We start from the raw sequence: 23120 nt of genomic DNA, 5'->3' as shown, positions 1-23120 counted from the left end.
CCCGCGGCCCTGCCCCACCGCGTGACGACGGCGGGCCCCGGCGCACTCGGGAACCCGCCGTTCAACGTGCCGCTCAACCCTGGTGGACGGCCTCCGTGGGGGCGTTCACCTGCCGGTGCAGGTACTCCCGGATGAGCGCCTTGGCCTCGACCAGCACCCGCTCGTCGCCGTCGGTGCGGCGGCGGAAGGCCAGCTTGATCAGGGCGTCGGCGGCCTCCACCGCGACCTCCAGGTGGAACCGCAGGTCGGGCACCCCGGCCAGGCCGAAACGCTCGGTGAGTACGCGGGCGAGCTGCTCCGCGATGACCCCGTTGTTGTCCCGCTGGTCGTCCAGCAGGTGCAGGTCGACCACGTCGCCGAAGTGCAGGGTACGGAAGCCGGGGACGGTGCGGTGCATCGAGATGTACTCGTCGATCGCCGCGTCGACACCGTCCCACCAGTGGGTCAGGTCGTCCGAGGAGAACCGCTCGTCGAGCCGCTGGAGGTAGGACTCCATGGTGCGCAGGGTCAGCGCCTGCACGATCGCCCGTTTGTCCGGGAAGAACTGGTAGACCGACCCGATCGCCACCTCGGCACGCTCGGCGAGCAGGGTCGTGGTCAGCCCTTCGTACCCCACCTCGTCGACGAGCTCGGCGCAGGCGTCCAGCATCCGCTGGACCCGCGCGACACTTCGACCCTGCACCGGTACCCGACGCAGCGGCCCGGTCGTGGCGGCTGGTGTGGACACTCGGCGCCACCCCCCTTCGACGGATGAACATATCTGCACGTCACGAGTCTGTGACTACCGGTACAACGAGCCGGGCTCGATTGCGGTATTTACCAGGCACAACGTTCCTGATATGAATTCAGTTCATATTCATGTCGAGGAGTGGCCGCGATGACCGGTACCACCGCCACCTGGTCCAACTGGGCCGGCAACCAGCACAGCACCGCGCTCCTCACCGTGCGCCCGCGCAGCGTCTCCGACGTGGCCGAGGCGGTGCGCCGGGCCGCCGCGGCGGGCCGGACCATCCGGGCCACCGGCAGCGGCCACTCCTTCACCGCCACCGCCGTCGCCGACGGGCACCGGATCGACCTCGCCGCGCTGGAGACGGACGTCACAGTCGACGTGGCGCGCCGCCTGGTCACCGTACCGGCCGGGATGACGTTGCACACGCTCAACGAACTGCTCGCCGGGCACGGCCTCGCCATGCCGAACCTGGGCGACATCGACGCCCAGACCATCGCCGGTGCGCTCTCCACAGGCACCCACGGCACCGGGGCGAAACTGGGCTGCCTGTCCACCTTCGTGGCCGGGCTGACGCTCGTCACCGGCACCGGCGAGGTGCTGCGCTGCTCGGCCGAGGAGAACCGCGACGTCTTCGACGCCGCCCGGGTCGGGCTCGGCGCGGTGGGCGTGCTGGTCGAGGTCACGCTGCGCTGCGTGGACGCCTTCGTGCTGCGCGCGCACGAACGCCCGGCCCCGCTCGCCGAGGTGCTCGACGACCTGCCCGGCCTGTACGACGCGCACGACCACGCCGAGTTCTACTGGTTCCCGTACACCGACCGGGTGCAGGTCAAGACCAACGACCGGGTAACCGCCGACGACCGGCCGCTTCCCGGCTGGCGCGGCTGGCTGGACGACGAGTTCCTCTCCAACACCGTCTTCGCCGGCGCCTGCCGCCTCGGCCGCGCCGTACCCGCCCTCGCACCCACGATCAGCGCCGTCTCCGCCCGCGCGCTCACCGAACGCACCTACACCGGCCGCTCCGACCGGGTGTTCTGCACGCCGCGCCGGGTCCGCTTCGTGGAGATGGAGTACGGGCTGCCGCGCGAGGCACTGCCCACCGCGCTGGCCGAGCTGCGCCGGATCGTGGACCGGCTGCCGTTCAAGGTGCTGTTCCCGGTCGAGGTGCGGTTCACCGCCGCCGACGACATCTGGCTGTCCCACTCGTACGGGCGGGACTCGGCGTACATCGCCGTGCACCAGTACGCGGGCATGCCGTACGAGCCGTACTTCCGCGCGTTCGAGCAGGTGGCGACGGAGTTGGGCGGCCGCCCGCACTGGGGCAAGCTGCACTGGCGCACCGCCGAGTCCCTGGCGAGCGCCTACCCGAGATTCGCGGACTTCCAGTCCGTCCGCGCCCGCCTGGACCCGTCCCACATCTTCCAGAACCCCTACCTGACCCAGGTCCTGGGCGCCTGACCGGCCTAGCGGAGATCTTGGTACGGGGGCGCCCCTTGAAGGGCGTTCCCGTACCAAGATCTTGGCGGCTGTCCACAGGGGCAACAGGGAGGACGGGACAGCAGGTGGGATTCATGTGTGGAGATGCCGGGGGATGACGCGGACGAGTTGAGCTGGTTGCTGTTCCATCAGGAACGGGTGCTCGAAGCGACGCAGGCTCGACGGTTCCTGTCCGAGAAGGCGATCCGGCACCGGCTGGGCAGCGGGCGCTGGCGGCAGGCGCACCGGCGCGTCTACGTCACCCACAACGGGCCGGTGGGTCCGAAAGAGTGGCGTTGGGTGGCGGTGCTCGCGGCGGGACCGGCAGCGACGCTGGGTGGACTCACCGCGGCCCAGGCATGGGGCCTGCGGCGCTACGAGAGCCGGCTGGTGCATCTGCTGCTGCCGGCCCGGCATCAGACGCGAACCCTGCCACCGGGTGTGCGGATCCATCGCACCACCGCACTGCCGCCAGAGGACGTGCTGGACGTCGGCAAGCCCCGCCGGACCATGCCGGCCCGCTCGCTCGTCGACGCGGCACAGTGGGCGGCGACCGACGAGGAGGCACGGGCTGTCATCGCGGCAGGCTTCCAGCAACGCCTGGTCTGGGGCGACGACCTGCATCGGGTGCTACAGCGGCTCCCTCGCGCACGTCGGCGCCGGCTGATCCTGGCGACCGCCACGGACGCGGCCGGCGGCGCTCAGTCCCTTGCCGAAATCGACTTCCTCGATCTCGTCCGGCGGGCCGGGCTACCCGAACCGTCCCTCCAGGTCGTCCGGCGTGACGCCACCGGGCGGCGGCGCTACCTGGACGTCTGGTTCGAGCGGTGGCGGGTGCACGTCGAGATCGACGGCGGGCAGCACCTCGACCCGAAGACCGCCTGGGCGGACATGCAGCGGCAGAACGACGTCTGGACCACCGGTGACCGGGTCCTGCGCTTCCCCGCCTGGGCGGTCCGCAACGACCCCACCCGCGTGATCACCCAGTTGCGTGCCGCCCTGCGATACGTAGGCTGGCCCGGCTGAGATCTTGGTACGGATCCGCCCCTCCACGGGCGTTTCCGTACCAAGATCACTCCTTCGGGGTTGAGGTCGCCTTCTTGGGAGCGGCCTTCTTCGCGGGAGTTTTCTTCGCCGCCGTGGCCTTGGCCGTCGTCTTCTTCGCCGCGGCCGTGGTCTTCTTCGCGGCCGTGGTCTTCTTCGCCGGGGCGGCCTTCTTGGCGGCCTTCTTCTTCGGCGCCGGGCCCTTCGCGCGCTTCTCGGCCAGCATCTCCGACGCCTGCTCCAGCGTCAGCTCCTCCGGCGTCTGCCCGCGCCGCAGCGACGCGTTGAACTCGCCGTCCGTCACGTACGGCCCGAACCGGCCGTCCTTGATCACCAGCGGCTTCTCGGTGAGCGGGTCGTTGCCCATCTCCCGCAGCGGCGGCGCGGCTGCCCGGCGCTGGCGCGTCTTCGGGGCGGCCAGCAACGCCAGCGCCTCGTCCAGCGTGACTGTGAACATCTTGTCTTCCGAGTCCAACGAGCGGAAGTCGTCACCGCGCTTGACGTACGGGCCGTAACGGCCGTTGTTGGCGAACACCTCGGCGCCGTCCGGGGCCACGCCGATCAGCCGGGGCAGGCGCAGCAGCTGCAACGCCTGCTCCAGGGTCAGGCTGTCCGGCGTCTGCGAGCGCAGCAGCGACGACTTGCGCTCGCCGCTGGCCACGTACGGGCCGAACCGGCCGGACTTGAGCACGATCGGCTCGCCGGTCGACGGGTCGTCGCCGAGCTTGCGCTCACCGCCGCCGCCGAGGAACAGCTCGTGCACCTTCTCCGGGGTCAGCTCGTCGGGGGCCAGGCCCTCCGGGATCGGCGCCCGGTCGCCCGGCGAGCCACTCTCCTCGCCCTCACCCGAGGCCGCCGGTGCCGGCACCTGCTGCTCGCCGGGGAGCGCCCGCTGCAGGTACGGCCCGTACCGGCCGACCCGGACGACGACCTCGCGGCCCTCGTCGTCGGTGAACAGGGGGATGGAGTTGACGCTGCGCGCGTCGATCTCGCTGAGATTCTCGGTGACCAGCTTCTTCAAGCCGCCGGCGTGCGCGATGGCCTGGTCGCCGGTGCCGTTGGTGCTGCCGAAGTAGAAGGAGGTGAGGAAGTCGACGGCGGCGTGGTCACCACCGGCGATCTCGTCCAGCTCGTTCTCCATGCTGGCCGTGAAGTCGTAGTCGATCAGGCGCGGGTAGTGCCGCTCCATCAGCCCGATCACCGCGAACGCCAGGAACGACGGGATCATGGCCTGGCCGCGCTTCACCACGTACCCGCGGTCCTGGATCGTCTGCATGATCGACGCGTACGTGGAGGGCCGGCCGATGCCCAGCTCTTCGAGCGCCTTGACCAGCGACGCCTCGGTGTAGCGGGCGGGCGGCTGGGTGTGGTGGCCCTGCGCGGCCAGCTCGTCGGCGGTCAGCGGCTGGTCCTTGACGAGCGTGGGCAGCCGCCGCTCGGCGTCCTCGGCCTCGGCGTTCTCGTCGTCGCTGGACTCGACGTACGCGCGCAGGAAGCCCGGGTCGGTGATGGTCTTGCCGGTCGCGCCGAAGTCGGCCTCCTCCTGGGCGGAGGAGACGGCGCGGATGCGCACCGACACGCTGGAGCCGACCGCGTCGGTCATCTGCGAGGCGATGGTGCGCCGCCAGATCAGCTCGTAGAGCTTGAACTCCTCGGCGGACAGCTCCTTGGCCACCTCGCCCGGGGTGCGGAAGTTGTCGCCCGCGGGGCGGATCGCCTCGTGCGCCTCCTGCGCGTTCTTCACCTTGCCGGTGTAGCGGCGCGGCTCCGGCGGCACGCTGCGCTCGCCGTACAGCTCGACGATCTGCCGGCGGGCCGCCGCGATGGCCGTCTCGGACAGGTTCACCGAGTCGGTACGCATGTAGGTGATGTAGCCGTTCTCGTACAGGCGCTGCGCGGTGCGCATCGTCTGCTGCGACGAGAACCGCATCTTGCGGGCCGCCTCCTGCTGGAGCGTGGAGGTGATGAACGGCGCGTACGGGCGGCGGCGGTAGGGCTTCTCCTCGACCCGGGTGACGGTGAACGGCTGGTCGGCCAGGCGGGCCGCGAGCCCCCGGGCGCCGCCCTCGTCCAGGTGCACCACACCCGCGCCGGGCCGCACCCGGCCGGTGGTCGGCTCGAAGTCCTTGCCGGTGGCGATCCGGTCACCGTTGAGCGCGACGAGCGTGGCGTTGAACGTGCGCGGGCCCTCGCCCGGCTTCGCCACCGCGAGCGTGGCCAGGATGTCCCAGTACTCGGCGGTGCGGAACGCCATCCGCTGGCGCTCCCGCTCGACCACGATCCGCGTCGCCACTGACTGCACCCGGCCCGCCGACAGCCTCGGCATGACCTTCTTCCACAGCACCGGCGAGACCTCGTAGCCGTAGAGGCGGTCGAGGATGCGCCGCGCCTCCTGGGCGTCGACCAGGTCGCGGTCGATCTCCCGGGGGTTCGCCACAGCGGCCTGGATCGCCGGCTTGGTGATCTCGTGGAAGACCATCCGCTTGACCGGCACCTTGGGCTTGAGCGTCTCCACCAGGTGCCAGGCGATGGCCTCGCCCTCGCGGTCCTCATCCGTCGCCAGGAAGATCTCGTCGACCTCCTTGGCCAGCTTCACCAGCTTGCTGATCTGCTGCTTACGGTCGGGCGACACCACGTAGAGCGCGTGGAAGCCGTTGTCGACGTCGACGCCGAGGCGCGCCCACGGCTCACCCTTGTACTTCGCCGGGACGTCGGCGGCGTTGCGGGGCAGGTCCCGGACGTGGCCGAAGCTGGCCTCCACGACGTACCCCGGGCCGAGGTAGCCCGAGATCGTCTTGGCCTTCGCCGGTGACTCGACGATGACCAGACGGGTGGTTCCAGCGTTGCTCGGCACGTCTCTCCCCGACCTCACTCCTACGCCATGCCCGCTTCGGGCCGTGTTGCACCACCCGGACCACAGGCGGTCCGGATGTCCAACGTAACGCGCCGTCCGCGTTCCGGGTTTCGTGGGCGGCAAACGGGCCGCCCTCCCGGCGACCGCCGGCCGCACCCTGCCGGACGGCGTCACGGTACACCGTGGGTAGGGCGGCAGGCGGGTCACTGTGACGATCGCGTACACCCGGCGCAGCCGTCGCCGGGTGTCCGGGTTCGGACACCGGACGGTCAGCCGTGCGAGCCCGGCCACTCCGCCGCCGGCGCCGTGGCCGGCCGTTCCCCCACCAGTTCGGCGAGCCGCGACATCCGCCGCCCGCCGATCCGGAACGCGGGTCCGCCCTCGTCCGGCTCCACGAACGCGGCCGGCAGCCCGACCGCCGCCAGCGCGGCGCGGACCACCGGCCAGCACGGCTCGTCGGCCGGTCCGAGCCGCAGCCGGAACCCGCCCGGCTCGGCCGTGCCGGCGGCGGCCGCCCAGAGCCGCAGCCGCCGCCCGTCCAGGTGGAAACGGGCCGGTGGCCGCTTCGCCGCACCGCGCAGCCAGGCCCGCGCGAGCGGCGCCAGCATGCTCGTGTACGCGGTGCGCACCCGGTGCCGCCCGTCCTCGGTCGGCTCCCAGCTCGCCGGCACACCCCGGGCGCCCAGCTCGGCCACCAGCACGTGCACCCGCCAGGCGACGTCGACCACCACGGAGATCCGGGCCGTGCCGCCCATCCGCCCCACCTCACCCGGCCCGGCGAGCAGGCCGGAGAGGTCCGCCAGCGCGGGATCGGCCGCCTCGGTGGAGAACAGCGAGGGCTGGCGGGCCGGTTTCGGGGTGGGAGGGGTCAGCGACACTCCGGGACCTCGTCGAAGGCCTCTTTCAGCTCGGTCGAGTCGAGTTTGCCGGTGTCCAGCGCGCTCGCGTCGTACTCCTTGTTGAGCGTGTCCACGGCGGCGCGCACGCCGTCGTAGAACGGACCGGCCTGGGCGGTGTCGAGCCGGTCGATGGCGGACCGGGCGCGGCCGTACGCGTCACGCATCTTGCTCAGCGACCCGAGGAACCCGGCGGACACCTCGGCGCCGCGTTCGGCCTCGGGCACGCCCGCCTCCTCGACCTTGCGCCGGGCCGTCTCGCTGGCCTGCTCGGCGCCGGCGAAGAGCCGGACCAGGTTCTCCTTGGCCTGCGCCGGGGTGGTCTGCGCGGTCATCTGCTGCTGGGTGCTGCTGGTCAGCTTGGAGATCTCCGCGCGCCACGGGGTGAGCGCCTGGCACACCGACGCGGCCCAGACCCGGGGGTTGGGACCGCCACCGCACCCGGCGGCGACGAGGACCAGCGTGGCCAGGACCACCGTGAGCTTTCCGGCGGTTGCCGCCCGGCGCGTACGCATGCGAAGCAGCGTACGACCTCCGGGCGGAACCGCCACCGGTCAGGTTTGCCGGGCACGGGGTTCCCGGCCGGCCGGGGCCGGCCGGGAACCGTCGCGTGCGATCAGGCGTTCACCGTCTCCGGACGCTGGCCCGGGGTGCCGGCCCCGCTGTCCTCGTCGGTCATCGCCACACCCTTACGCTTGCTGAACACCACTGCGGCCGCGATGATCAGCGCGGCCACCACGGCGATCGTGATGCGCAGCGGGTTGTTCTTGTCGTCGCCCACGCTCCAGGCCACCACGGCCGGGGCGATCAGCAGCGAGACCAGGTTCATCACCTTGATCAGCGGGTTGATCGCCGGGCCGGCGGTGTCCTTGAACGGGTCACCGACTGTGTCGCCGATGACGGTGGCGGCGTGCGCGTCGGAGCCCTTGCCGCCGTACGCGCCGTCCTCCACCAGCTTCTTGCCGTTGTCCCAGGCGCCACCGGAGTTGGCCAGGAACACCGCCATCAGCGTGCCCGCACCGATCGCGCCGGCCAGGTACGCGGCCAGCGCGCCCGGGCCGAGGCCGAAGCCGACGGCGATCGGGGCCAGGATGGCCAGCAGGCCGGGGGTCATCAGCTCGCGCTGCGCGTCCCGGGTGCAGATGTCCACGACCTTGCCGTACTCGGGCCGCTGGGTACGGTCCATGATGCCGGGCAGCTCGCGGAACTGGCGGCGTACCTCCATCACCACCGCCCCGGCCGAGCGGGAGACCGCGTTGATGGCCAGGCCGGAGAAGAGGAAGACCACAGCCGCGCCGATGATCAGGCCGACCAGGTTGCGCGGGTTGGACACGTTGAGCGAGTTGAGGATCTCGGTGCCGACGTCGCCCACGCCCGCGTCCTCGTAGGCCGAGCGCAGCGTGTCGGTGTACGAGCCGAACAGCGCGGTGGCGGCCAGCACCGCCGTGGCGATCGCGATGCCCTTGGTGATCGCCTTGGTGGTGTTGCCGACCGCGTCCAGCTCGGTGAGCGTCCGCGCGCCGTGCTCGTCGATGTCGCCGGACATCTCGGCCACGCCCTGCGCGTTGTCGGAGATCGGGCCGAACGTGTCCATCGCGACGATGACGCCGACGGTGGTGAGCAGGCCGGTGCCGGCCAGCGCGACAGCGAACAGCGACAGCGTGATCGAGCTGCCGCCGAGCAGGAACGCGCCGAAGACGCCTGCGCCGATCAGCAGCGCCGAGTAGACGGCCGACTCCAGGCCGACGCTGATGCCGGCGAGGATGACGGTGGCGGCGCCGGTCTGCGAGCTCTTGCCGATGTCCTGCACCGGGCGCCTGTTGGTCTCGGTGAAGTACCCGGTCAGCGCCTGGATCGCGGCGGCCAGCACGATGCCGATCACGACCGCGCCGATGGCCACCAGTCGCGGGTTGCGGTCGACGTCGGTCAGCCCGCCCTCCAGCTCGGCGAACGTGGCCGGCAGGTACGCGAACGCGGCGATCGCGACGAGCACCGCGGCGATCAGCGCGGACAGGTAGAAGGCCCGGTTGATCGCGGTCAGGCCGTTGCGGTCGCTGGCGCGCAGCCGGGTGATGAACACGCCGACGATCGCGACCAGCACGCCGATGGTGGAGATGATCAGCGGGAAGACCAGGCCGGTCTCGCCGAACGCGGCCCGGCCGAGGATCAGCGCCGCGACGAGCGTGACCGCGTACGACTCGAACAGGTCGGCGGCCATGCCGGCGCAGTCGCCGACGTTGTCGCCCACGTTGTCGGCGATGGTGGCGGCGTTGCGCGGGTCGTCCTCGGGGATGCCCTGCTCGACCTTGCCGACCAGGTCGGCGCCGACGTCGGCGGCCTTGGTGAAGATGCCGCCGCCGACCCGCATGAACATGGCGAGCAGCGCGGCGCCGAAGCCGAAGCCCTCCAGCACGGTCGGTGCGTCACCCCGGAAGATCAGCACGACCAGCGCCGCACCGAACAGGCCGAGGCCGACGGTGAGGAAGCCGACCACGCCGCCGGTGCGGAAGGCGATCTTCATGGCGCCCTCGCGCCCGCCTTCCCGCTCCCGTGCGGCCGCCGCCACCCGCAGGTTGGCGCGGGTGGCCAGCCACATGCCGGCGCCGCCGATGAACGCGCTGAACAGCGCACCCACCACGAAGAACGCCGAGCGGCCGGCCTTCACCAGCGTTTCGTTGCCGTCGGTGTCGTGCACCGGCAGCAGGAACAGCAGCACGACGGCGATCACCACGAAGATCGCCAGCGTGCGGAACTGCCGCAGCAGGTACGCCGACGCGCCCTCCTGCACCGCGCCGGAGATCTCCTGCATGTTGGTGGTTCCCTTACCGGCCGCCAGGACCGCCCTGGTGAGGGCGGCCGCGAAGACGAGCGCCACCAGCGCGATGACCGCGGCGATGACGACGTACGTCACGTTGGCTCCGGTAAGGGACAGTGCGCCGCCGTCGGCGGCCAAGGTCCCGGACATCTATGTCCTCCTGTACCGAACAACTCGCGCCGACCTGTGGAGACGCACGGGCCGACGCCTGGATGCGGACTCGCAAGCGCGCGCCGACCCACTCCGGCGGACCAGCGATGAACTCCCGTTCCCGCTGGCTACGGGACGGGATCACTTGCTGACAACTCGGGTACTGTAGCCCTCCGGCGTGGCGGAGGTCACACCAAGGGGGCACCGTGTCTCGATGATCTTCGTAACTGTGTTATGCGAAGAAATCTGATATATGGCGCGGCCAATACGACGAGGCCGCGCTCCCTTTCGGGGAACGCGGCCTGCGTGTGCGAATCGGGTCAGGCGCGGCCGGCCGGCCAGGACATCCGTACCTCGGTGCCGACGCCGTCGTCGACCGGGCGGACCTGGAGATCCTCCACGAAACCGGCGAGCAGCGCGAAACCCACCCCGGTGGTGAGCGCGTCCTCGCTGAGCGACTCCTTGGCCAGTTCGTCCGGGCCGAGCGCGGCCAGGCCGAGGCCCGCCTCGATCGGGGCCCGGTCCACCACCCGGACCGTGTAGCCGCCGCCGTCGGACATCTCCACGTACACCGGGTCGGCCAGGCCGTACTGCCGGTGCAGCGCGACCGCCCGGGTGCACGCCTCACCGATGGCCAGGCGCACCTCGTCCAGCAGGTCCTCGCGTACGCCGGCCCGCCGAGCCACCGCGACGCCGACCAGGCGGGCGGTGCGCACGTGCACCGGGGCCGGAGAGAAGGACAGCTTGACGGTCGCCATCACGCGCCGGTGGAGTCGGCGGCGATGGCCGCGTCGACCGTCGGATGCAGCGGGAAGACCTGGTCCAGGGCGGTGATCCGGAAAATCTTGAGCAGCGGCTCCTTGTCGCAGACCAGCGCGAAGGAGCCACCGGCCGAGCGCAGCCGCTTGAGCGCGCCCACGAGCACGCCCAGACCGGTCGAGTCGAGGAAGTCCACCCGGCCGAGGTCGACCACCACGTGGCGGGCCCCGCCGTCGATCAGCTCCAGGAGCCGTTCCCGCAGGCGGGGGGCGGTGTAGACATCCACCTCACCGCCGACCTCGAGCACCGTGTGCTCCCCCACGGCGCGGGTCGCCAGCGACAGCTCCATCGGTCCCTCCTCGGTAAACTCTCCTGGGCATCTAACCATCTCCCCGTGCGGCCCCCTCGGTCACCGGCCACGCCCTCCCCATACCCCCACCCTGCGGTTCCCAATTCCGAACACCAGTGCGAGAGTGCAGGACGTGACCGACCACAGCCCCGGCCCGCGACGTGCGCCGGGCGAGCTGCTGAGCCGGTTGCGGCTGCGTCACGCCACCGACCCGGTCACCCACGTCGAACGCGTCCCGGCCCGCGCCGGCGAGCCCGTCGGGTGGCCCGGCTGGGCGCCGGAGGAACTGAGGGCGGCGTTCGCACGGCGCGGCGTCACCACCCCGTGGCGGCACCAGGCCGAGGCCGCCGAGCTGGCGTACGCGGGCCGGCACGTGGTGGTCGCCACCGGCACGGCGTCCGGCAAGTCCCTGGCGTACCAGCTTCCCGCGCTGAGCACGCTGCTCGCCGACCCGCGCGCCACGATGCTCTACCTGGCGCCGACCAAGGCGCTCGCCGCCGACCAGCTCCGCGCCGTCGCCGGTCTCGAACTCGACGGGGTACGCCCCGCCACCTACGACGGGGACACACCGCGCACCGAGCGGGAGTGGATCCGCAGGCACTCCCGGTTCGTGCTGACCAACCCGGACATGCTGCACCACGGCATCCTGCCCGGGCACGCCCACTGGTCCGGTTTCCTGCGCCGCCTCGCGTACGTGGTGGTCGACGAGTGCCACACCTACCGGGGTGTCTTCGGCTCACACGTCGCGCACGTCCTGCGGCGGTTGCGCCGGCAGTGCGCCCGCTTCGGGTGTACCCCGGTGTTCCTGCTTGCCTCGGCCACGTCGGGCGATCCGGCGGCGGCGGCCGGGCGGCTCACCGGCCTGCCGGTCACCGCCGTCACCGAGGACACGTCGCCGCGCGGCGGGGTGACGTTCGCGCTCTGGGAGCCGCCGCTGCTGCCTCCCACCGACTCGTCCGTCGACGCCGACCTCGTCCAGGTCCGGCGCTCCGCGCTGCGGGAGACCGCGGACCTGCTCGCCGACAGCGTGGTGGAAGGGGTACGCACACTCGCGTTCGTGCGGTCTCGCCGGGGCGCCGAGGTGGTCGCAGCGAACGCCCGGCGGTCACTCGACGAGGCGGTGCCCGGGCTGGGCGACCGGGTGGCCGCCTACCGGGCCGGCTACCTGCGCGAGGAACGCCGCGAACTGGAACGGGCGCTGCTGCACGGTGACCTGCTCGGGCTCGCCTCCACCAACGCGCTCGAACTCGGCGTCGACCTGGTCGGGCTGGACGCGGTGCTGATCTGCGGCTGGCCCGGCACCCGCGCGTCGCTGTGGCAGCAGGCCGGGCGGGCCGGGCGCTCCGGCGACGAGGCGCTCGCCGTGCTGGTGGCCCGGGACGACCCGCTCGACACCTACCTGGTGCACCACCCGGAGGCGCTGTTCGGGCGGCCGGTCGAGGCGACGGTGCTCGACCCGGCCAACCCGTACGTGCTCGCGCCGCAGCTCGCCTGCGCCGCCCACGAGTCCCCGCTCACCCCGGCCGACCTGGACCTGTTCGGGGAGGGCGCGAAGGAGGCGGTGGACTCGCTGGTCGAGGCGGGTGCGCTGCGGCAGCGGCCCACCGGCTGGTACTGGCGGCACCGGGAACGGCCCGAGGTCGACCTGCGCGGCGAGGGCGGCACCCCGGTATGCGTGGTCGAGGAGTCCACCGGCCGGCTGCTCGGCACCGTCGACGGCGGGTCGGCGCACTTCCTGCTGCACACCGGCGCGGTCTACCTGCACCAGGGCGTCTCGTACGTGGTCGACTCGCTCGACCTGGCCGACGGGTGCGCGCTCGTGCACGCCGAGGAGCCGGACTGGTCCACCCACGCCCGCGACGTCACCTCGCTGTCGGTGGTGTCGGTCCGCTCGTACGTGGACGCCGGGCCGGTCGGCCTGTTCCTCGGCGAGGTGGACGTGACCAGCCAGGTGGTGTCGTACCAGCGGCGGCGCATCGCCACCGGCGAGGTGATCGACACCCGCCCGGTGGATCTGCCCGCCCGGGAGCTGCGCACCGTCGCGGTGTGGTTCACGCTCTCCCCCGAGTCGCTGACCGCCGCCGGTGTCGAGGCGGCTGACGTACCGGGCGCGCTGCACGCCGCCGAGCACGCCGCCATCGGCCTGCTGCCGCTGATGGCGACCTGCGACAGGTGGGACATCGGCGGGCTGTCCACCGCCCTGCACCCGGACACCGAGGCGCCCACCGTCTTCGTCTACGACGGCCACCCCGGCGGTGCGGGTTTCGCCGAGCGGGCGTACGGCACCGCCGCCGCCTGGCTGCGCGCCACCCGGGACGCGATCGCCGAGTGCGGGTGCGAGACCGGGTGCCCGTCCTGCGTCCAGTCCCCGAAGTGCGGCAACGGCAACAACCCGCTGGCCAAGGCGGAGGCGGTGAAGGTCCTCGACGTGGTGCTGACCAACCTCGCCACGGTCGGGTACACGGGTCCGGAGCGCCCCGGGAACCTTGGCCCGGACGGCACCACGTCGCCAAAGGCGGATCCCGGCCCGGAGGCGGGGCACTCTGGGGCGCTGCCCCGGCAGGGTGACCGGGTGGCCCGCCCGGCCCCGGCGGCAGGCCCGCCGGCCTGACCCGGCGCGGACGGTCTTCCGGCGCCGGGGTGTCTGGTTGGTGGGACGGGTGCATGAGGGTAGGGCCGTCGGGGCATTGATGTATGGGAGCGCTTCCATGCATCATTTCCGGTAGCGCACAGGTGACCCGAGACCCGTTCCGCCGGAGGTGCCGCCGTGGCCGACACGATCGCCGAGACCGTCGAGCTGCTCTACACCATCGACCAGGAGAACCTCACCCCCGACCAGCAGATAGCGCTGGGCACCGCGATGGCCACGCTCGCCCAGGCGGAGCGGCTGGAACAGGTCAACGAGCGCCTGCGCGGCATCCATCAGGTGCTGAACAGCTGGGCGATGAAGGCCACGGTCGACGGCGGTCGTTGACCTTGCGCCCGCCGTTTCGGGGTACGACGACACCCCCTGCACGGCGTGCCGCCGCGTGGGTCCTGCCTGCGGCGGCCGCTCGTCCCGCAGAGGTGGCTGCTCGGGCGAGCGGTGGTCGGCCTGCTGTGCAAGACTCCGGCGACCCCTCGAAGGAGATCCCATGTCGCCCGACAACCTGCAGGCCCAGCACCGGTTCATCATCCGTCAGCGGCTCCGGATGATGGTCAACCAGTACGACGTGCACTCGGTGGCGCCCGACGGCTCCGAGGGTGGGCTGCTCGCGTTCGCGCAACAGAAGCGGCTCGCCTTCAAGGAGCAGGTGACCATCTACACCGATGACTCCAAGCAGTACCCCCTTCTCGGCTTCAAGGCCCGTCAGCGGCTCGACCTCGGTGCCACCTACGACGTGACCGATCACGCGGGCAACCCGATCGGGCTGTTCCGCAAGGACTTCGCCCAGTCGCTGCTGCGCTCGACGTGGCACGTCGAGCAGCCCGGCCTGCCGCCCGCCACCGGGCAGGAGCGCAGCCTGCCGGTGGCGCTGCTGCGCCGGTTCGTCGACTCGCTCTCCTGGTTGCCGTACCACTTCGACTTCATGGCCGGCGGCCAGCCGGTGTTCTCGGTCGACCGGAAGTGGGGCCTGCGGGACCGGTACTCGGTGGAGATCCAGCACCCGCAGATCGACCGTCGGCTGGTGATCGCCATGGCGGTCGGACTGGACGCCCTCCAGTCCCGCTGACCTCGCCCGACGATTCACCCGCCGAGCCGGGCCCGGTCCTCGACCTGACTCGGCCCGGCTCCCGGTCCCGGCTCGGCTCGGCTCGACTCAGGCAGGGTTTTCGCCTGTCAGGACCGGGCCGGCCCGGCCCGGGACGTCGCGCTGGCGTCCCGGGTCAGTCCCGGCAGCGGCGCGACACGTACCAGGGCCGTGACGATCAGGTCCAGTCCGTCGGCCCGGCACCCGGTCATCCGGCCGCCGTTGGCCGAGACCAGGTCGGCGGCGCGAGCGCAGGCGGCGTCGGCTCCGTCGAGCACCTGCACGGCACCGGCCAGCGCTCCGAAGTCCGCCGCGTTGCGGGCCTGATGCCGCGCGCACCGGGCCGCCCCGACCGCGGCGCCGAACACCCCTACCAGCACGAACACCAGTCCGATCGCGAGCAGGCACACGGTCGCGCCGCCCCGGTCGGCCGAGGACGTGCCACTGACCGGCTCCCCGTCCTCCCCTATCCCCACGTGCCTGCTCGACCCGAGCCTGCTCGCCCCGGATCTGCAGGCTCCGGGCCCGCTCGCCTCAGACCTGCTCGCCCCGGATCTGCTCGCCCCGGACCGGCTCGTGCCGGGATCGCCTGCCCTGGGCCCGCTTGCCTTCAGCTTTCTCGTGTCGGCTCCTCCTTCCAGGGCGGGCCGGCGTGAGGGCGGGTCGGCCGGGAAGCCGCCGGCTCTCACGGCACCGGCCCCGGCGCACCGGGTTCCACCGCGGCCACCGCCTCCGCCGACACGACCAGCCGGGGCAGTCGGGTACCGAACGTCCGGACCGGTGCCCGGACCGTCGCCGTGACCCGATCGCCTGTCACAGTCACGGCCACCTCGGCGCCGTCCGGGGCGTACCGGGTTCCGGCGACCGTGCCGGACTCGCCCCGGGCCGCGGCAAGGGCCGCCTCCCGGGCGGCGTCGACACACGCGACCCGGGTACCCACAGCGCTCACCGCGGTCAGACCGGCGACGAGGAGCAGCATGAGCGCCGGCAGGCCGGCCGCCAACTCGGCGGTGAACGAACCCCGCTCGCACGCGACCCGCGAGCGCCACCGGCGCCGTACCGCCCCGGCCCGGGTGCCGACGGCGTCCCGGGTCGAGCCGGGCTCGGCCGACACGTCGAGCGGGACCGCTGGTTCGTGGAGCCACCCGCCACGGCGGCCGGCCCGCCGGCGCCCGATCACTTCAGGGCCCGGTCGATGACGGCGGTCAGCGCGGACTGCACGTTGCCTGAGGTGAGCACCTTCAGCAGGATCCCGGCGAAGGCGACCGCGGCGAGGGTGCCCACCGCGTACTCGGCGGTGTTCATGCCGGCGTCACCCCGCAGGCGGGTGAGGAGCTTGCGCATGTCGTACGTCCCTTCTCGATGGTTCACAGCACGTCGCCGAGAACGGCGACGATCACCGGCACCAGACCGGCGAGAATGAAGGCGGGCAGGAAGCACAGCCCGAGCGGCAGCACGATGAGCACGCCCGCGCGGCGGGCCGCCGCCTCGGCCGAGGTCGACCGTTCGGCACGCAGGTCGTCGGCCGACCGGGTCAGCGCGCGAGCCAGTGCGGCGCCGCTGTTCGACGAGCGGACCGCCGCCGCGACCACGGGTTCGGCCCCGGTGACGCCGTCCAGGTGCGCCCAGGCCTCGCCGGGGCTGCCTCCGAGACGTAGCGTCCGGCCGACCCGGCCGAGCCGGTCCGCGAGTGGCCCGCCGAGCGCCTCGGCGACGGCGAGCACCGAGCGGTCGACCGGCGCGCCTGCCCGCAGCGCGGCCGCCAGCAGGTCCGCGGCGAGCGGCAGGTCGGCGGTCTCCCGCAGCCGCCGTTCCCGGGCGGCGCGCGGCTCGATCCGGCGTAGCAGACGATCGGCGGCGGCACCGGCCAGCAGCCCGGCGAACACGCCCGTGACACCGCCGACCACTACCGCCACCGCGATTCCGGCCAGCGCTGCGCCGAGGCGTACCCGATCCGGCCACCACGCCGGGCGAGCCGGCCGCGGCGTCGGAGCGAGCCGGCGCAGCCGCCGTGCCGGGCGGACGACCGGACCGGCGACGACCAGGAGCGACGCGGCACCGCCGAGACAGACGGCGGCCAGTACCTGCCGTGACATCAGGCGGCCCGCCCGGGAGTGACGCCGAGTCGCTCGGCCCAGAGCAACCCGCCGACCTGCAACACGACTGCCGCCACCGCACTGCCGGCACCCACCGGCGTGTGCAGGAGCACCGCCACCGGGTCCACCCCGATGCCGTAGCCGAGACCTATCCCGCCGAGCGGCAGCGCGGCGAGCAGCCACGCGGTCGCCCGCGCCCCGGCGGCCTGGGCGGCGGCAGCGGCGAGGCCCCGATCAGCGGCGCGGGCGTCGGCCTCGATCCGTTCCAGCAGATCGGCCAGCGGCGCACCCGTCTGGTCGGCCAGCCTCCCGGCGGCCCGGGCCAGCCGCGCGACGCGTCCCGGGCCCTCGTCGACACCGCCGTCGACGGGTAGCCCGGCTCGCAGGTCGGCGGCGACCGCGGCGAGGCGGTCGAGATCGCGGCGGTGCGCGAGGGCGGCCGTCCGGTGGGTACGTCGGCGCAGCACCGCCCGGGCCGCGAGCACGCCGTAGGTGGCGAGCACCACTGCTGCCACCGGGCCGCCGAGCAGCGCTCCGGTCACGGCACCGCACAGCGCCGCCACGGGCAGCACGCGTCCGGCGGGAAGCGGCAGCGCAGGATTCGACGCCGGAGAGGATGTCACCGGAACCGGCACGAGGCCCGTCCATCGCCGTACCTGATGCCCGACACCCGGTCGACGCCGTTCCCGGCCCCGGCCGGGAGGCCGTGCGGACGCCGTCGGCCCGGAGTCGAGCGGACGTCGTCGCAGGTCCGGGGATGCTGGACGTGCGCCCGTCACCCGCGCGACCGGGATGTCACTACCCAGGACCGCCAGCCGCCGGGCGCGAGCGGCCCGTACCGGCCAGGCGACGGCGACCGCCGCAGCCGCCAGGAGCAGGACCGCCGGCCAGAGGTGGCCGGTCACGACGATTCCGCCGGACCGGGCCACGCCGCCTGGAGGATCGGCGGTACCGGCGCTCCCCGCTCCCGCAGCAGGCCGGCGAGCAGCCGGGCCGCCGGGGCAAGACCCCGGCCGCGCGTCCAGGCCGGAACCACCGTCACCACCCGGTCGGGCCCGTCGGGCAGCAGCAGGCCGATGGAGTCCAGGACGCGTCCCTCGCCGGTGCGGCGGAGCTGAAGGACGACCTGCAACGCGGCGGCGACCTGGGCGTGCAGCGCGAGCCGGGGCAGGCCACCGAGCATCCCGAGCGCCTCCAGCCGGGCCGGAACGTCGGCCGGGGCGTTCGCGTGCAACGTTCCCGCACCGCCGTCGTGGCCCGTGTTCAACGCGGCGAGGAGGTCGACCACCTCGGCGCCCCGGCACTCGCCCACGACCAGCCGGTCCGGCCGCATCCGCAGCGCCTGCCGGACCAGGTCGCCGAGCCCGACAGCTCCGGCGCCCTCGACGTTCGCCGTGCGGGCCTGCAACCCGATCACGTGCGGGTGCACCGGGCGCAGCTCGGCGGCGTCCTCCACCAGCACGATCCGCTCGGTGCCGGGCACCAGCCCGAGCAGCGTGTTGAGCAGTGTCGTCTTGCCGGATCCGGTGCCGCCGCTGACCAGGTACGCGAGACGGGCCGCCACGAGTGCGGCGAGCAGCGGGGCGATCGGCCGGGGCACCGTGCCCCGCTCGACGAGTTCGTCGAGGGTGAACGGCCGCTGCCGGAAGGTACGCAGCGACAGGTAGGGCCCGTCGGTCGCCACCGGAGGCAGCACCGCGTGCAGCCGGGTGCCGTCGGGCAACCGCGCGTCGGCGTACGGGGAGGCGTCGTCGAGCCGGCGACCGGCGGCCGAGGTGAGGCGCTGCGCCAACCGGCGTACGTCGTCGAGCGTGCCCAGCGGCACGGCGACCTGACGCAGTCCCCGCCCCCGGTCGACCCAGACCCGCACCCCGTTCACCAGTACGTCGGTGACCTGCGGGTCGGCGAGCAGCGGAGCCAGTGGACCGGCGCCGACCAGGTCGTCGTGCACCCGGTCGGCGATCCGCAGCAGCGTGGTGTCGCCGAGCACCGCCGTCGCCGGCTCGGCGCGTACCGCGGAGACGATCGCCGCGGGCGTGACCGGGGTGGCCTCGGCAGCGAACCGGTGCCGGACCCGCGCGGCCAGCTTCCCCGGGTCGGCCGGCGCGGTCATGCCGCACCCGCAGCCGACGACCCGACCAGTTCGTCCACGATCCGCTGGCACAGCGCGGCGAGCGGCCCCTTCCCGCTCGCGCCCGGCGCCTCGCCCCGCTCCAGCCCACGGCACAGCCCCGGTTCGGGTCGCAGCGTGCCGGCGAGCGGCAGCCCCAGCGCCCGGGACACCTCGGCCGCCCGCAGCCGGCCGGGCGCCGGACCGCGCACGATGACCGACAGGTCGACGCAGTGCGGCGCGGCCACGGCGGCGACCCGGGCCGCGGCGGCTGCTGCCCGCAGCTCGGCCGGTACGACGAGCAGCGCGCGGTCGGCGGCCTGGAGCGCGACCACAGCCGCGTCGTCGAGGTGCCGGGGCAGGTCGAGAACGACCAGGTCCCGCCCGCGCCGCCCGGCGTCGACGGTGGCGGCCATCGCCTCGGCCGGCAGGTGCCGCAGGTCGCCCCGGTCCCAGGAGAGCACCACCAGGTCGCCCCGGCTGGGCAGCGCACGGATCAGCGACGGCGGGTCGACCCGCCCGTCCGTGCCGGCCAGCTCGGGCCAGCGCAACCCGTCGAGCTGCTCCCACCCGAGCACCAGGTCGAGACCGCCACCGAGCGGGTCGGCATCGACGAGCAGCGTGCGCAGCCGGGACCGAGCCGCGCTGACGGCGAGCCCACCTGCAAGCACGCTGGCTCCGGCGCCGCCCCGGCCGCCAAGCACAGCCACCACCCGACCCTGACCCGGGCCTGCCGGACCGGCCACGCACTCGGCGAACCGGTCGACCAGCCAGGGCTCGGCCGCCGGCAGCGTCGCGACGTGCTCCGCCCCGATGAGTTCGGCCAACTCCGTACCCGGATCGAGCTCTCCGGAGCGACCGACCAGGACCGTGCGGGCGCGACGGGGAAGGCGCGCCCGCAGGCAGGGCGCCGCCTGGTCGGCGCCGATGAGCACCAGCGGCGCCGGCGCCCAGCGGGCCCGGGCGGCGGCCGGATCGGCCGCCAGCTCGACCTCGGTGCCGCCGGCCGCCGCGAGTCGCAACAGCTCGTCGAGAAGGTCGCCGTCGGAGGTGACGAGCAGGGGCAGGCGACGGTACGGCGGGAGCGGGGTACGGGGCGGCATGGCGGCCTCCATCGGTCGGACTCGGACGTGCCGCGGTGCAGCTTGCCCGGCCGGGGGAGGCGAGACAGGTGCCCTGTGGACAACGGAGGGTGTTGTGGACAGACCTCGGTGGCCCGGTTGATCTGCTATGTGCCGGAGACGGAGGCCAACGAGTGGCCCGTCGTCGACGAGCGGATGCTGGCGGCCGAGGTCGCCTGGTCGGTGGACGTCGTCGACCTGGTCTTCATGCCGATCGGGCTCGACGGGCACGCGTGGGCGTACCGGGTGGAGACGTCCGACGGCCGCCGCTACTTCCTGAAGGTACGGCGCGGCGACTTCACGCCGGCCGCCTTCCTGCTGCCCGGCTTCCTCTGGGCCCAGGGACTCCGGGAGGTGGTGGCGCCGCTGGACCCTTCGCCTCGATGGCGGGGTCGCACGTCGGTTCGGGGACTATCGACTACTGCTTTACTCGTTTCACGACGGCGGCGGCCTGTGGGGCGGGCCGCAAGAAGCGATGCGCTCAACGCCTTCTGGGAGCGGTACGGCACCGCGCTGCACCGGTTGGCGGAGACTGTCGACGACCTGGCGTCGCGCGTGACGCCAGGTCAGCGCGTCATCTGCCAGGCCGACATCCATCGGGGCAACCTGATCGTCGACGGCGACGGTCCGCTGCACGTCGTGGACTGGGACGCGCCGATCCTCGCGCCGCGCGAGCGGGACCTGGTGTTCGTCCACAGCGCCGACTTCGGCGACCACCCGATCAACGCACACCGGGCTGAACTCTTCCGCGAAGGCTACGGGGCGCTGGAGCCGGACCAGTCCTGCTGAGTTGCTACCGCGGCGAACGCATCTCGACGATGTCGCGGCGTTTCTGGGCAGCATCCTCGGTCCGGAGTCCCGGGCCAACGACCTGCACTGGTTCACCCGCATCGCCGAGGCGGTCGCCGACGCCGGCTACGCGCCCTGAGTTGACGCGGAACGCTCGTCCCGCAAAGGGACGACCCCCGTCGGGGGGAGACGGGGGTCGTCTTGTGGTTCGGCTCCGGGGGGGTCGAGCCGAACCGACTCAGCGGTTACGGGGGGTGCAACCGCCGAGGCCCATCGGCGCCGGGTAAGCGAACTCCCGCCGCGAGGACAAGCATGCCGCAGTCGACCCTTATACGTCGAGTGTTGTTCACTCCACGCAAAGCTAAATTCATCGATAGCCGCCTGTGACCGCCGTCACTCCACCGGGTGCTCATCGGCTTTCACGACCCGGGCGGACGCCTCCACGCCCTCCGTCGGGCTAGACTTTCGCGCCGTGGGCCGCAGCGCCGCTTTCTTCGATCTCGACAAGACCGTCATCGCCAAGTCGAGCGCCCTGGCGTTCGGTCGGCCGTTCTACCGGGACGGGCTGATCACTCGGCGTGACGTGGTCAAGTCGGCGTACGCACAGTTGATGTTCCGGCTGGGCGGCACCGACGAGCAGACCATGGCCCGCACCCGGGACTACCTGGCCACGCTCTGCAAGGGCTGGCCGGTGGAACAGGTCCGCCAGATCGTCGCGGAGACGCTGCACGAACTGATCAACCCCTACGTGTACGCCGAGGCGGCCGCCCTGATCGAGGAGCACCAGGCCGCCGGGCGGGACGTGGTGCTGGTCTCCGCGTCCGGTGACGAGATGGTGCGGCCGATCGGTGAACTGCTCGGGATCACCGACGTGATCGCCACCCGGATGGGTGTGGTGGACGGCCGCTACAGCGGCGAGGTCGAGTTCTACGCGGCCGGTCCGAGCAAGGTCGAGGCGGTCAGCGAACTGGCTCTTGAGCGGGACTACGACCTGGCCGACTCGTACGCGTACTCGGACTCGTACTCCGATCGGCCGCTGCTGGAGTGCGTGGGGCATCCGACGGTGGTCAACCCGGACCGGGCGCTGCGCAAGCTGGCGGCGGAGAACGCGTGGCCGGTGCTGGAGTTCCGGCACCCGATCCCGCTGGGCCGCCGGCTGCGCGAGCGACCGGCAGTGCCGGTCGCGGCGGCGGCGCTCGGCGTGGGCGTCGGCGTGGCCATCGGCATCGCCTGGTACGGCCGGCACCGGCGCACCCGCGCCGCAGCACCGACCGCCTGACGGGACGCCTCGCCGCAGCCACTGCCGGACGGGACGCCTCGCGGAACGGGCCGCGTCAGGACGCGGCGAGGATCTCGTCGCCGATCAGCGTGATCTGGTCGGCGCCGACCTCCACCGCGCTCATGTAGTGCCGCAGCCAGGAGCGCAGGCCGTCGGGCGTGCCGGTGGCGAACGCGCCGGCCGCGCCCACGTACTCCGGTTCGCGCTCGCGGTGCCCGACGTCCACCGCGACCAGCCCGCGGGGGTCGAACCCGGTGGAGATCAGCACCAGTCGGGCGGCGGCGCGGGCCACCACCCCGGACGGGCCCGGGAACGGGCGCAGGTTCAGCAGCTCGCCGTGTACGACGGCGGCCAGCACCAGCGGTGGCACCTTGGTGCCGCCGGCGACGAGGGCGGCCAGGCCGTCGAGGCGGGCCGCGACCACCGGGTCGGCGACCGGCCGGCCCAGTTCCTCCTCGGTCACCACGTCGCGGGCGGCGAGCACGTGCAGCCGGGCCATCACCTGCCGGGGGGCCTTGGGCCAGAGGTCGCTCAGCCCGGGCAGCGCCCCGGCGACCCGCAGCGCGCCCTGGAGCACCGGGTCGGTGACGGTGCCGGCGCGTACCTCCTCGCGGTCGTGGTCGCGGCCCTCCAGCGCGGCGCTGGCCACTGCCGAGCGGAGGCTGACCTCGGCGGCGACCTGGCCGCCCTGGCGGCGCAGCGCGCGGTGCCGGTGGGCCAGGTCGACCCGCTCGCGGGCCCGCTCGACGGCGGTGGCGACGTCGGCGAGCGCGAGCAGCGGTGCGAGCGGATCGGTGGTCACCCCGTCACGCTAGCGACCGTCGGGCTCCTCCCAAGCCCGGGGTTGTTAATAGGGGGCCCTTCCTCTACCGGAGGCGTTAACAAGGGGCCCTTCCTTACACCTCGGCGCGAGGGGAGGGCCGC

General features: G+C 73.1%; 23 protein-coding genes. 8 read left to right on the top strand and 15 right to left on the bottom strand.

The window, feature by feature from the left end; all coding sequences use genetic code 11:
* Positions 1-73: 73 nt before the first annotated feature.
* Entirely contained in the window at positions 74-649 is a 576-nt protein-coding gene (locus O7622_RS06480; RefSeq protein WP_030274442.1) for a TetR family transcriptional regulator, read from the bottom strand.
* A gap of 219 nt (positions 650-868) precedes the next feature.
* Between O7622_RS06480 and O7622_RS06475 the strand changes: the two genes are divergently transcribed.
* Together O7622_RS06475 and O7622_RS06470 are read left to right on the top strand one after the other, a co-directional pair.
* On the top strand, positions 869-2185 hold the full coding sequence (locus tag O7622_RS06475) for a D-arabinono-1,4-lactone oxidase (RefSeq protein WP_282312346.1): 1317 nt from the start codon (positions 869-871) through the stop codon (positions 2183-2185).
* A gap of 123 nt (positions 2186-2308) precedes the next feature.
* Positions 2309-3229 (top strand): DUF559 domain-containing protein, encoded by a 921-nt coding sequence (locus O7622_RS06470; protein WP_282312344.1) that lies wholly within the window; start codon positions 2309-2311, stop codon positions 3227-3229.
* Positions 3230-3275: 46 nt separating this feature from the next.
* Here the strand turns inward: O7622_RS06470 and topA are convergent, their stop codons facing one another.
* The 6 genes from topA to O7622_RS06440 form a co-directional block, all read right to left on the bottom strand.
* Positions 3276-6101 carry a type I DNA topoisomerase gene (gene topA, locus O7622_RS06465; RefSeq protein ID WP_282312343.1) on the bottom strand — a complete coding sequence of 942 codons (2826 nt, stop codon included), beginning with the start codon at positions 6099-6101 and terminating at the stop codon, positions 3276-3278.
* 269 nt (positions 6102-6370) lie between these two features.
* Complete coding sequence (locus O7622_RS06460) at positions 6371-6979, bottom strand: hypothetical protein (protein ID WP_282312342.1); 609 nt, start codon at positions 6977-6979, stop codon at positions 6371-6373.
* Entirely contained in the window at positions 6970-7512 is a 543-nt protein-coding gene (locus O7622_RS06455) for a hypothetical protein (protein WP_282312341.1), read from the bottom strand. The genes O7622_RS06460 and O7622_RS06455 overlap by 10 nt, the downstream gene beginning before the upstream one ends.
* 101 nt (positions 7513-7613) lie before the next feature.
* Positions 7614-9962, bottom strand: coding sequence for a sodium-translocating pyrophosphatase (locus O7622_RS06450; RefSeq protein ID WP_282312340.1), 2349 nt, complete (start codon positions 9960-9962; stop codon positions 7614-7616).
* 320 nt (positions 9963-10282) lie between these two features.
* On the bottom strand, positions 10283-10720 hold the full coding sequence (locus O7622_RS06445) for an ATP-binding protein (RefSeq protein WP_013283650.1): 438 nt from the start codon (positions 10718-10720) through the stop codon (positions 10283-10285).
* Complete coding sequence (locus O7622_RS06440; RefSeq protein WP_013283649.1) at positions 10720-11070, bottom strand: STAS domain-containing protein; 351 nt, start codon at positions 11068-11070, stop codon at positions 10720-10722. The genes O7622_RS06445 and O7622_RS06440 overlap by 1 nt, the downstream gene beginning before the upstream one ends.
* A gap of 133 nt (positions 11071-11203) precedes the next feature.
* On the opposite strand from O7622_RS06440, the gene O7622_RS06435 reads away from it, so the two are divergent.
* From O7622_RS06435 to O7622_RS06425, 3 genes are all read left to right on the top strand, one after another.
* Positions 11204-13681: a DEAD/DEAH box helicase gene (locus tag O7622_RS06435; protein WP_282312338.1), complete on the top strand. Its 2478-nt coding sequence runs from the start codon at positions 11204-11206 to the stop codon at positions 13679-13681.
* Between the two features lie 156 nt (positions 13682-13837).
* Positions 13838-14044: a hypothetical protein gene (locus tag O7622_RS06430; protein WP_282312337.1), complete on the top strand. Its 207-nt coding sequence runs from the start codon at positions 13838-13840 to the stop codon at positions 14042-14044.
* Between the two features lie 160 nt (positions 14045-14204).
* Positions 14205-14783: a hypothetical protein gene (locus O7622_RS06425; protein WP_282312336.1), complete on the top strand. Its 579-nt coding sequence runs from the start codon at positions 14205-14207 to the stop codon at positions 14781-14783.
* 107 nt (positions 14784-14890) lie between these two features.
* Here the strand turns inward: O7622_RS06425 and O7622_RS06420 are convergent, their stop codons facing one another.
* The 7 genes from O7622_RS06420 to ssd all read right to left on the bottom strand — a co-directional run bounded on the left by O7622_RS06420 (position 14891) and on the right by ssd (position 20110).
* Positions 14891-15277, bottom strand: a complete 387-nt coding sequence (locus tag O7622_RS06420; RefSeq protein ID WP_282312335.1) for an Rv3654c family TadE-like protein — start codon at positions 15275-15277, stop codon at positions 14891-14893.
* Between the two features lie 209 nt (positions 15278-15486).
* Entirely contained in the window at positions 15487-15915 is a 429-nt protein-coding gene (locus O7622_RS06415) for a TadE family type IV pilus minor pilin (RefSeq protein WP_282312333.1), read from the bottom strand.
* 62 nt (positions 15916-15977) lie between these two features.
* Entirely contained in the window at positions 15978-16145 is a 168-nt protein-coding gene (locus tag O7622_RS06410) for a DUF4244 domain-containing protein (RefSeq protein WP_013283643.1), read from the bottom strand.
* Positions 16146-16168: 23 nt separating this feature from the next.
* On the bottom strand, positions 16169-16897 hold the full coding sequence (locus O7622_RS06405) for a type II secretion system F family protein (RefSeq protein ID WP_282312331.1): 729 nt from the start codon (positions 16895-16897) through the stop codon (positions 16169-16171).
* Positions 16897-17802 carry a hypothetical protein gene (locus O7622_RS06400; RefSeq protein ID WP_282312330.1) on the bottom strand — a complete coding sequence of 302 codons (906 nt, stop codon included), beginning with the start codon at positions 17800-17802 and terminating at the stop codon, positions 16897-16899. Before O7622_RS06400 ends, O7622_RS06405 begins: the two co-directional genes overlap by 1 nt.
* Complete coding sequence (locus tag O7622_RS06395) at positions 17799-19010, bottom strand: TadA family conjugal transfer-associated ATPase (protein ID WP_282312329.1); 1212 nt, start codon at positions 19008-19010, stop codon at positions 17799-17801. Before O7622_RS06395 ends, O7622_RS06400 begins: the two co-directional genes overlap by 4 nt.
* Positions 19007-20110 carry a septum site-determining protein Ssd gene (gene ssd, locus O7622_RS06390; protein WP_282312328.1) on the bottom strand — a complete coding sequence of 368 codons (1104 nt, stop codon included), beginning with the start codon at positions 20108-20110 and terminating at the stop codon, positions 19007-19009. Before ssd ends, O7622_RS06395 begins: the two co-directional genes overlap by 4 nt.
* A 129-nt stretch (positions 20111-20239) precedes the next feature.
* Between ssd and O7622_RS06385 the strand changes: the two genes are divergently transcribed.
* From O7622_RS06385 to O7622_RS06375, 3 genes are all read left to right on the top strand, one after another.
* Positions 20240-20917 (top strand): phosphotransferase, encoded by a 678-nt coding sequence (locus O7622_RS06385; RefSeq protein ID WP_282312327.1) that lies wholly within the window; start codon positions 20240-20242, stop codon positions 20915-20917.
* A 1-nt stretch (position 20918) separates the two neighbouring features.
* Complete coding sequence (locus tag O7622_RS06380; protein ID WP_282312326.1) at positions 20919-21056, top strand: hypothetical protein; 138 nt, start codon at positions 20919-20921, stop codon at positions 21054-21056.
* Positions 21057-21389: 333 nt separating this feature from the next.
* On the top strand, positions 21390-22196 hold the full coding sequence (locus O7622_RS06375; protein WP_282312325.1) for an HAD-IB family hydrolase: 807 nt from the start codon (positions 21390-21392) through the stop codon (positions 22194-22196).
* Positions 22197-22251: 55 nt separating this feature from the next.
* Here O7622_RS06375 and O7622_RS06370 read toward each other — a convergent pair whose 3' ends face one another.
* The gene (locus tag O7622_RS06370; RefSeq protein ID WP_282312324.1) at positions 22252-22998 is read right to left on the bottom strand and encodes an oxidoreductase; all 747 of its coding nucleotides are present in this window, start codon (positions 22996-22998) and stop codon (positions 22252-22254) included.
* Positions 22999-23120: the final 122 nt, after the last annotated feature.

Source organism: Micromonospora sp. WMMD1076 (genome assembly GCF_029581475.1).
GTDB classification, from domain to species: Bacteria; Actinomycetota; Actinomycetes; order Mycobacteriales; family Micromonosporaceae; genus Micromonospora; species Micromonospora aurantiaca.
The sequence above is the reverse complement of the archived record's forward strand: the minus strand, read 5'-3'. Positions and strand labels throughout refer to the sequence as shown.

Coding starts and splice junctions, on each gene's coding strand:
- O7622_RS06480 (WP_030274442.1), bottom strand. CDS start 649: ATGCTGGACGCCTGCGCCGAGCTCGTCGACGAGGTGGGGTACGAAGGG.
- O7622_RS06470 (WP_282312344.1), top strand. CDS start 2,309: ATGCCGGGGGATGACGCGGACGAGTTGAGCTGGTTGCTGTTCCATCAG.
- O7622_RS06450 (WP_282312340.1), bottom strand. CDS start 9,962: ATGTCCGGGACCTTGGCCGCCGACGGCGGCGCACTGTCCCTTACCGGA.
- O7622_RS06405 (WP_282312331.1), bottom strand. CDS start 16,897: ATGTCACGGCAGGTACTGGCCGCCGTCTGTCTCGGCGGTGCCGCGTCG.
- O7622_RS06440 (WP_013283649.1), bottom strand. CDS start 11,070: ATGGAGCTGTCGCTGGCGACCCGCGCCGTGGGGGAGCACACGGTGCTC.
- ssd (WP_282312328.1), bottom strand. CDS start 20,110: ATGCCGCCCCGTACCCCGCTCCCGCCGTACCGTCGCCTGCCCCTGCTC.
- O7622_RS06425 (WP_282312336.1), top strand. CDS start 14,205: ATGTCGCCCGACAACCTGCAGGCCCAGCACCGGTTCATCATCCGTCAG.
- O7622_RS06455 (WP_282312341.1), bottom strand. CDS start 7,512: ATGCGTACGCGCCGGGCGGCAACCGCCGGAAAGCTCACGGTGGTCCTG.
- O7622_RS06395 (WP_282312329.1), bottom strand. CDS start 19,010: ATGACCGCGCCGGCCGACCCGGGGAAGCTGGCCGCGCGGGTCCGGCAC.
- O7622_RS06410 (WP_013283643.1), bottom strand. CDS start 16,145: ATGCGCAAGCTCCTCACCCGCCTGCGGGGTGACGCCGGCATGAACACC.
- O7622_RS06445 (WP_013283650.1), bottom strand. CDS start 10,720: ATGGCGACCGTCAAGCTGTCCTTCTCTCCGGCCCCGGTGCACGTGCGC.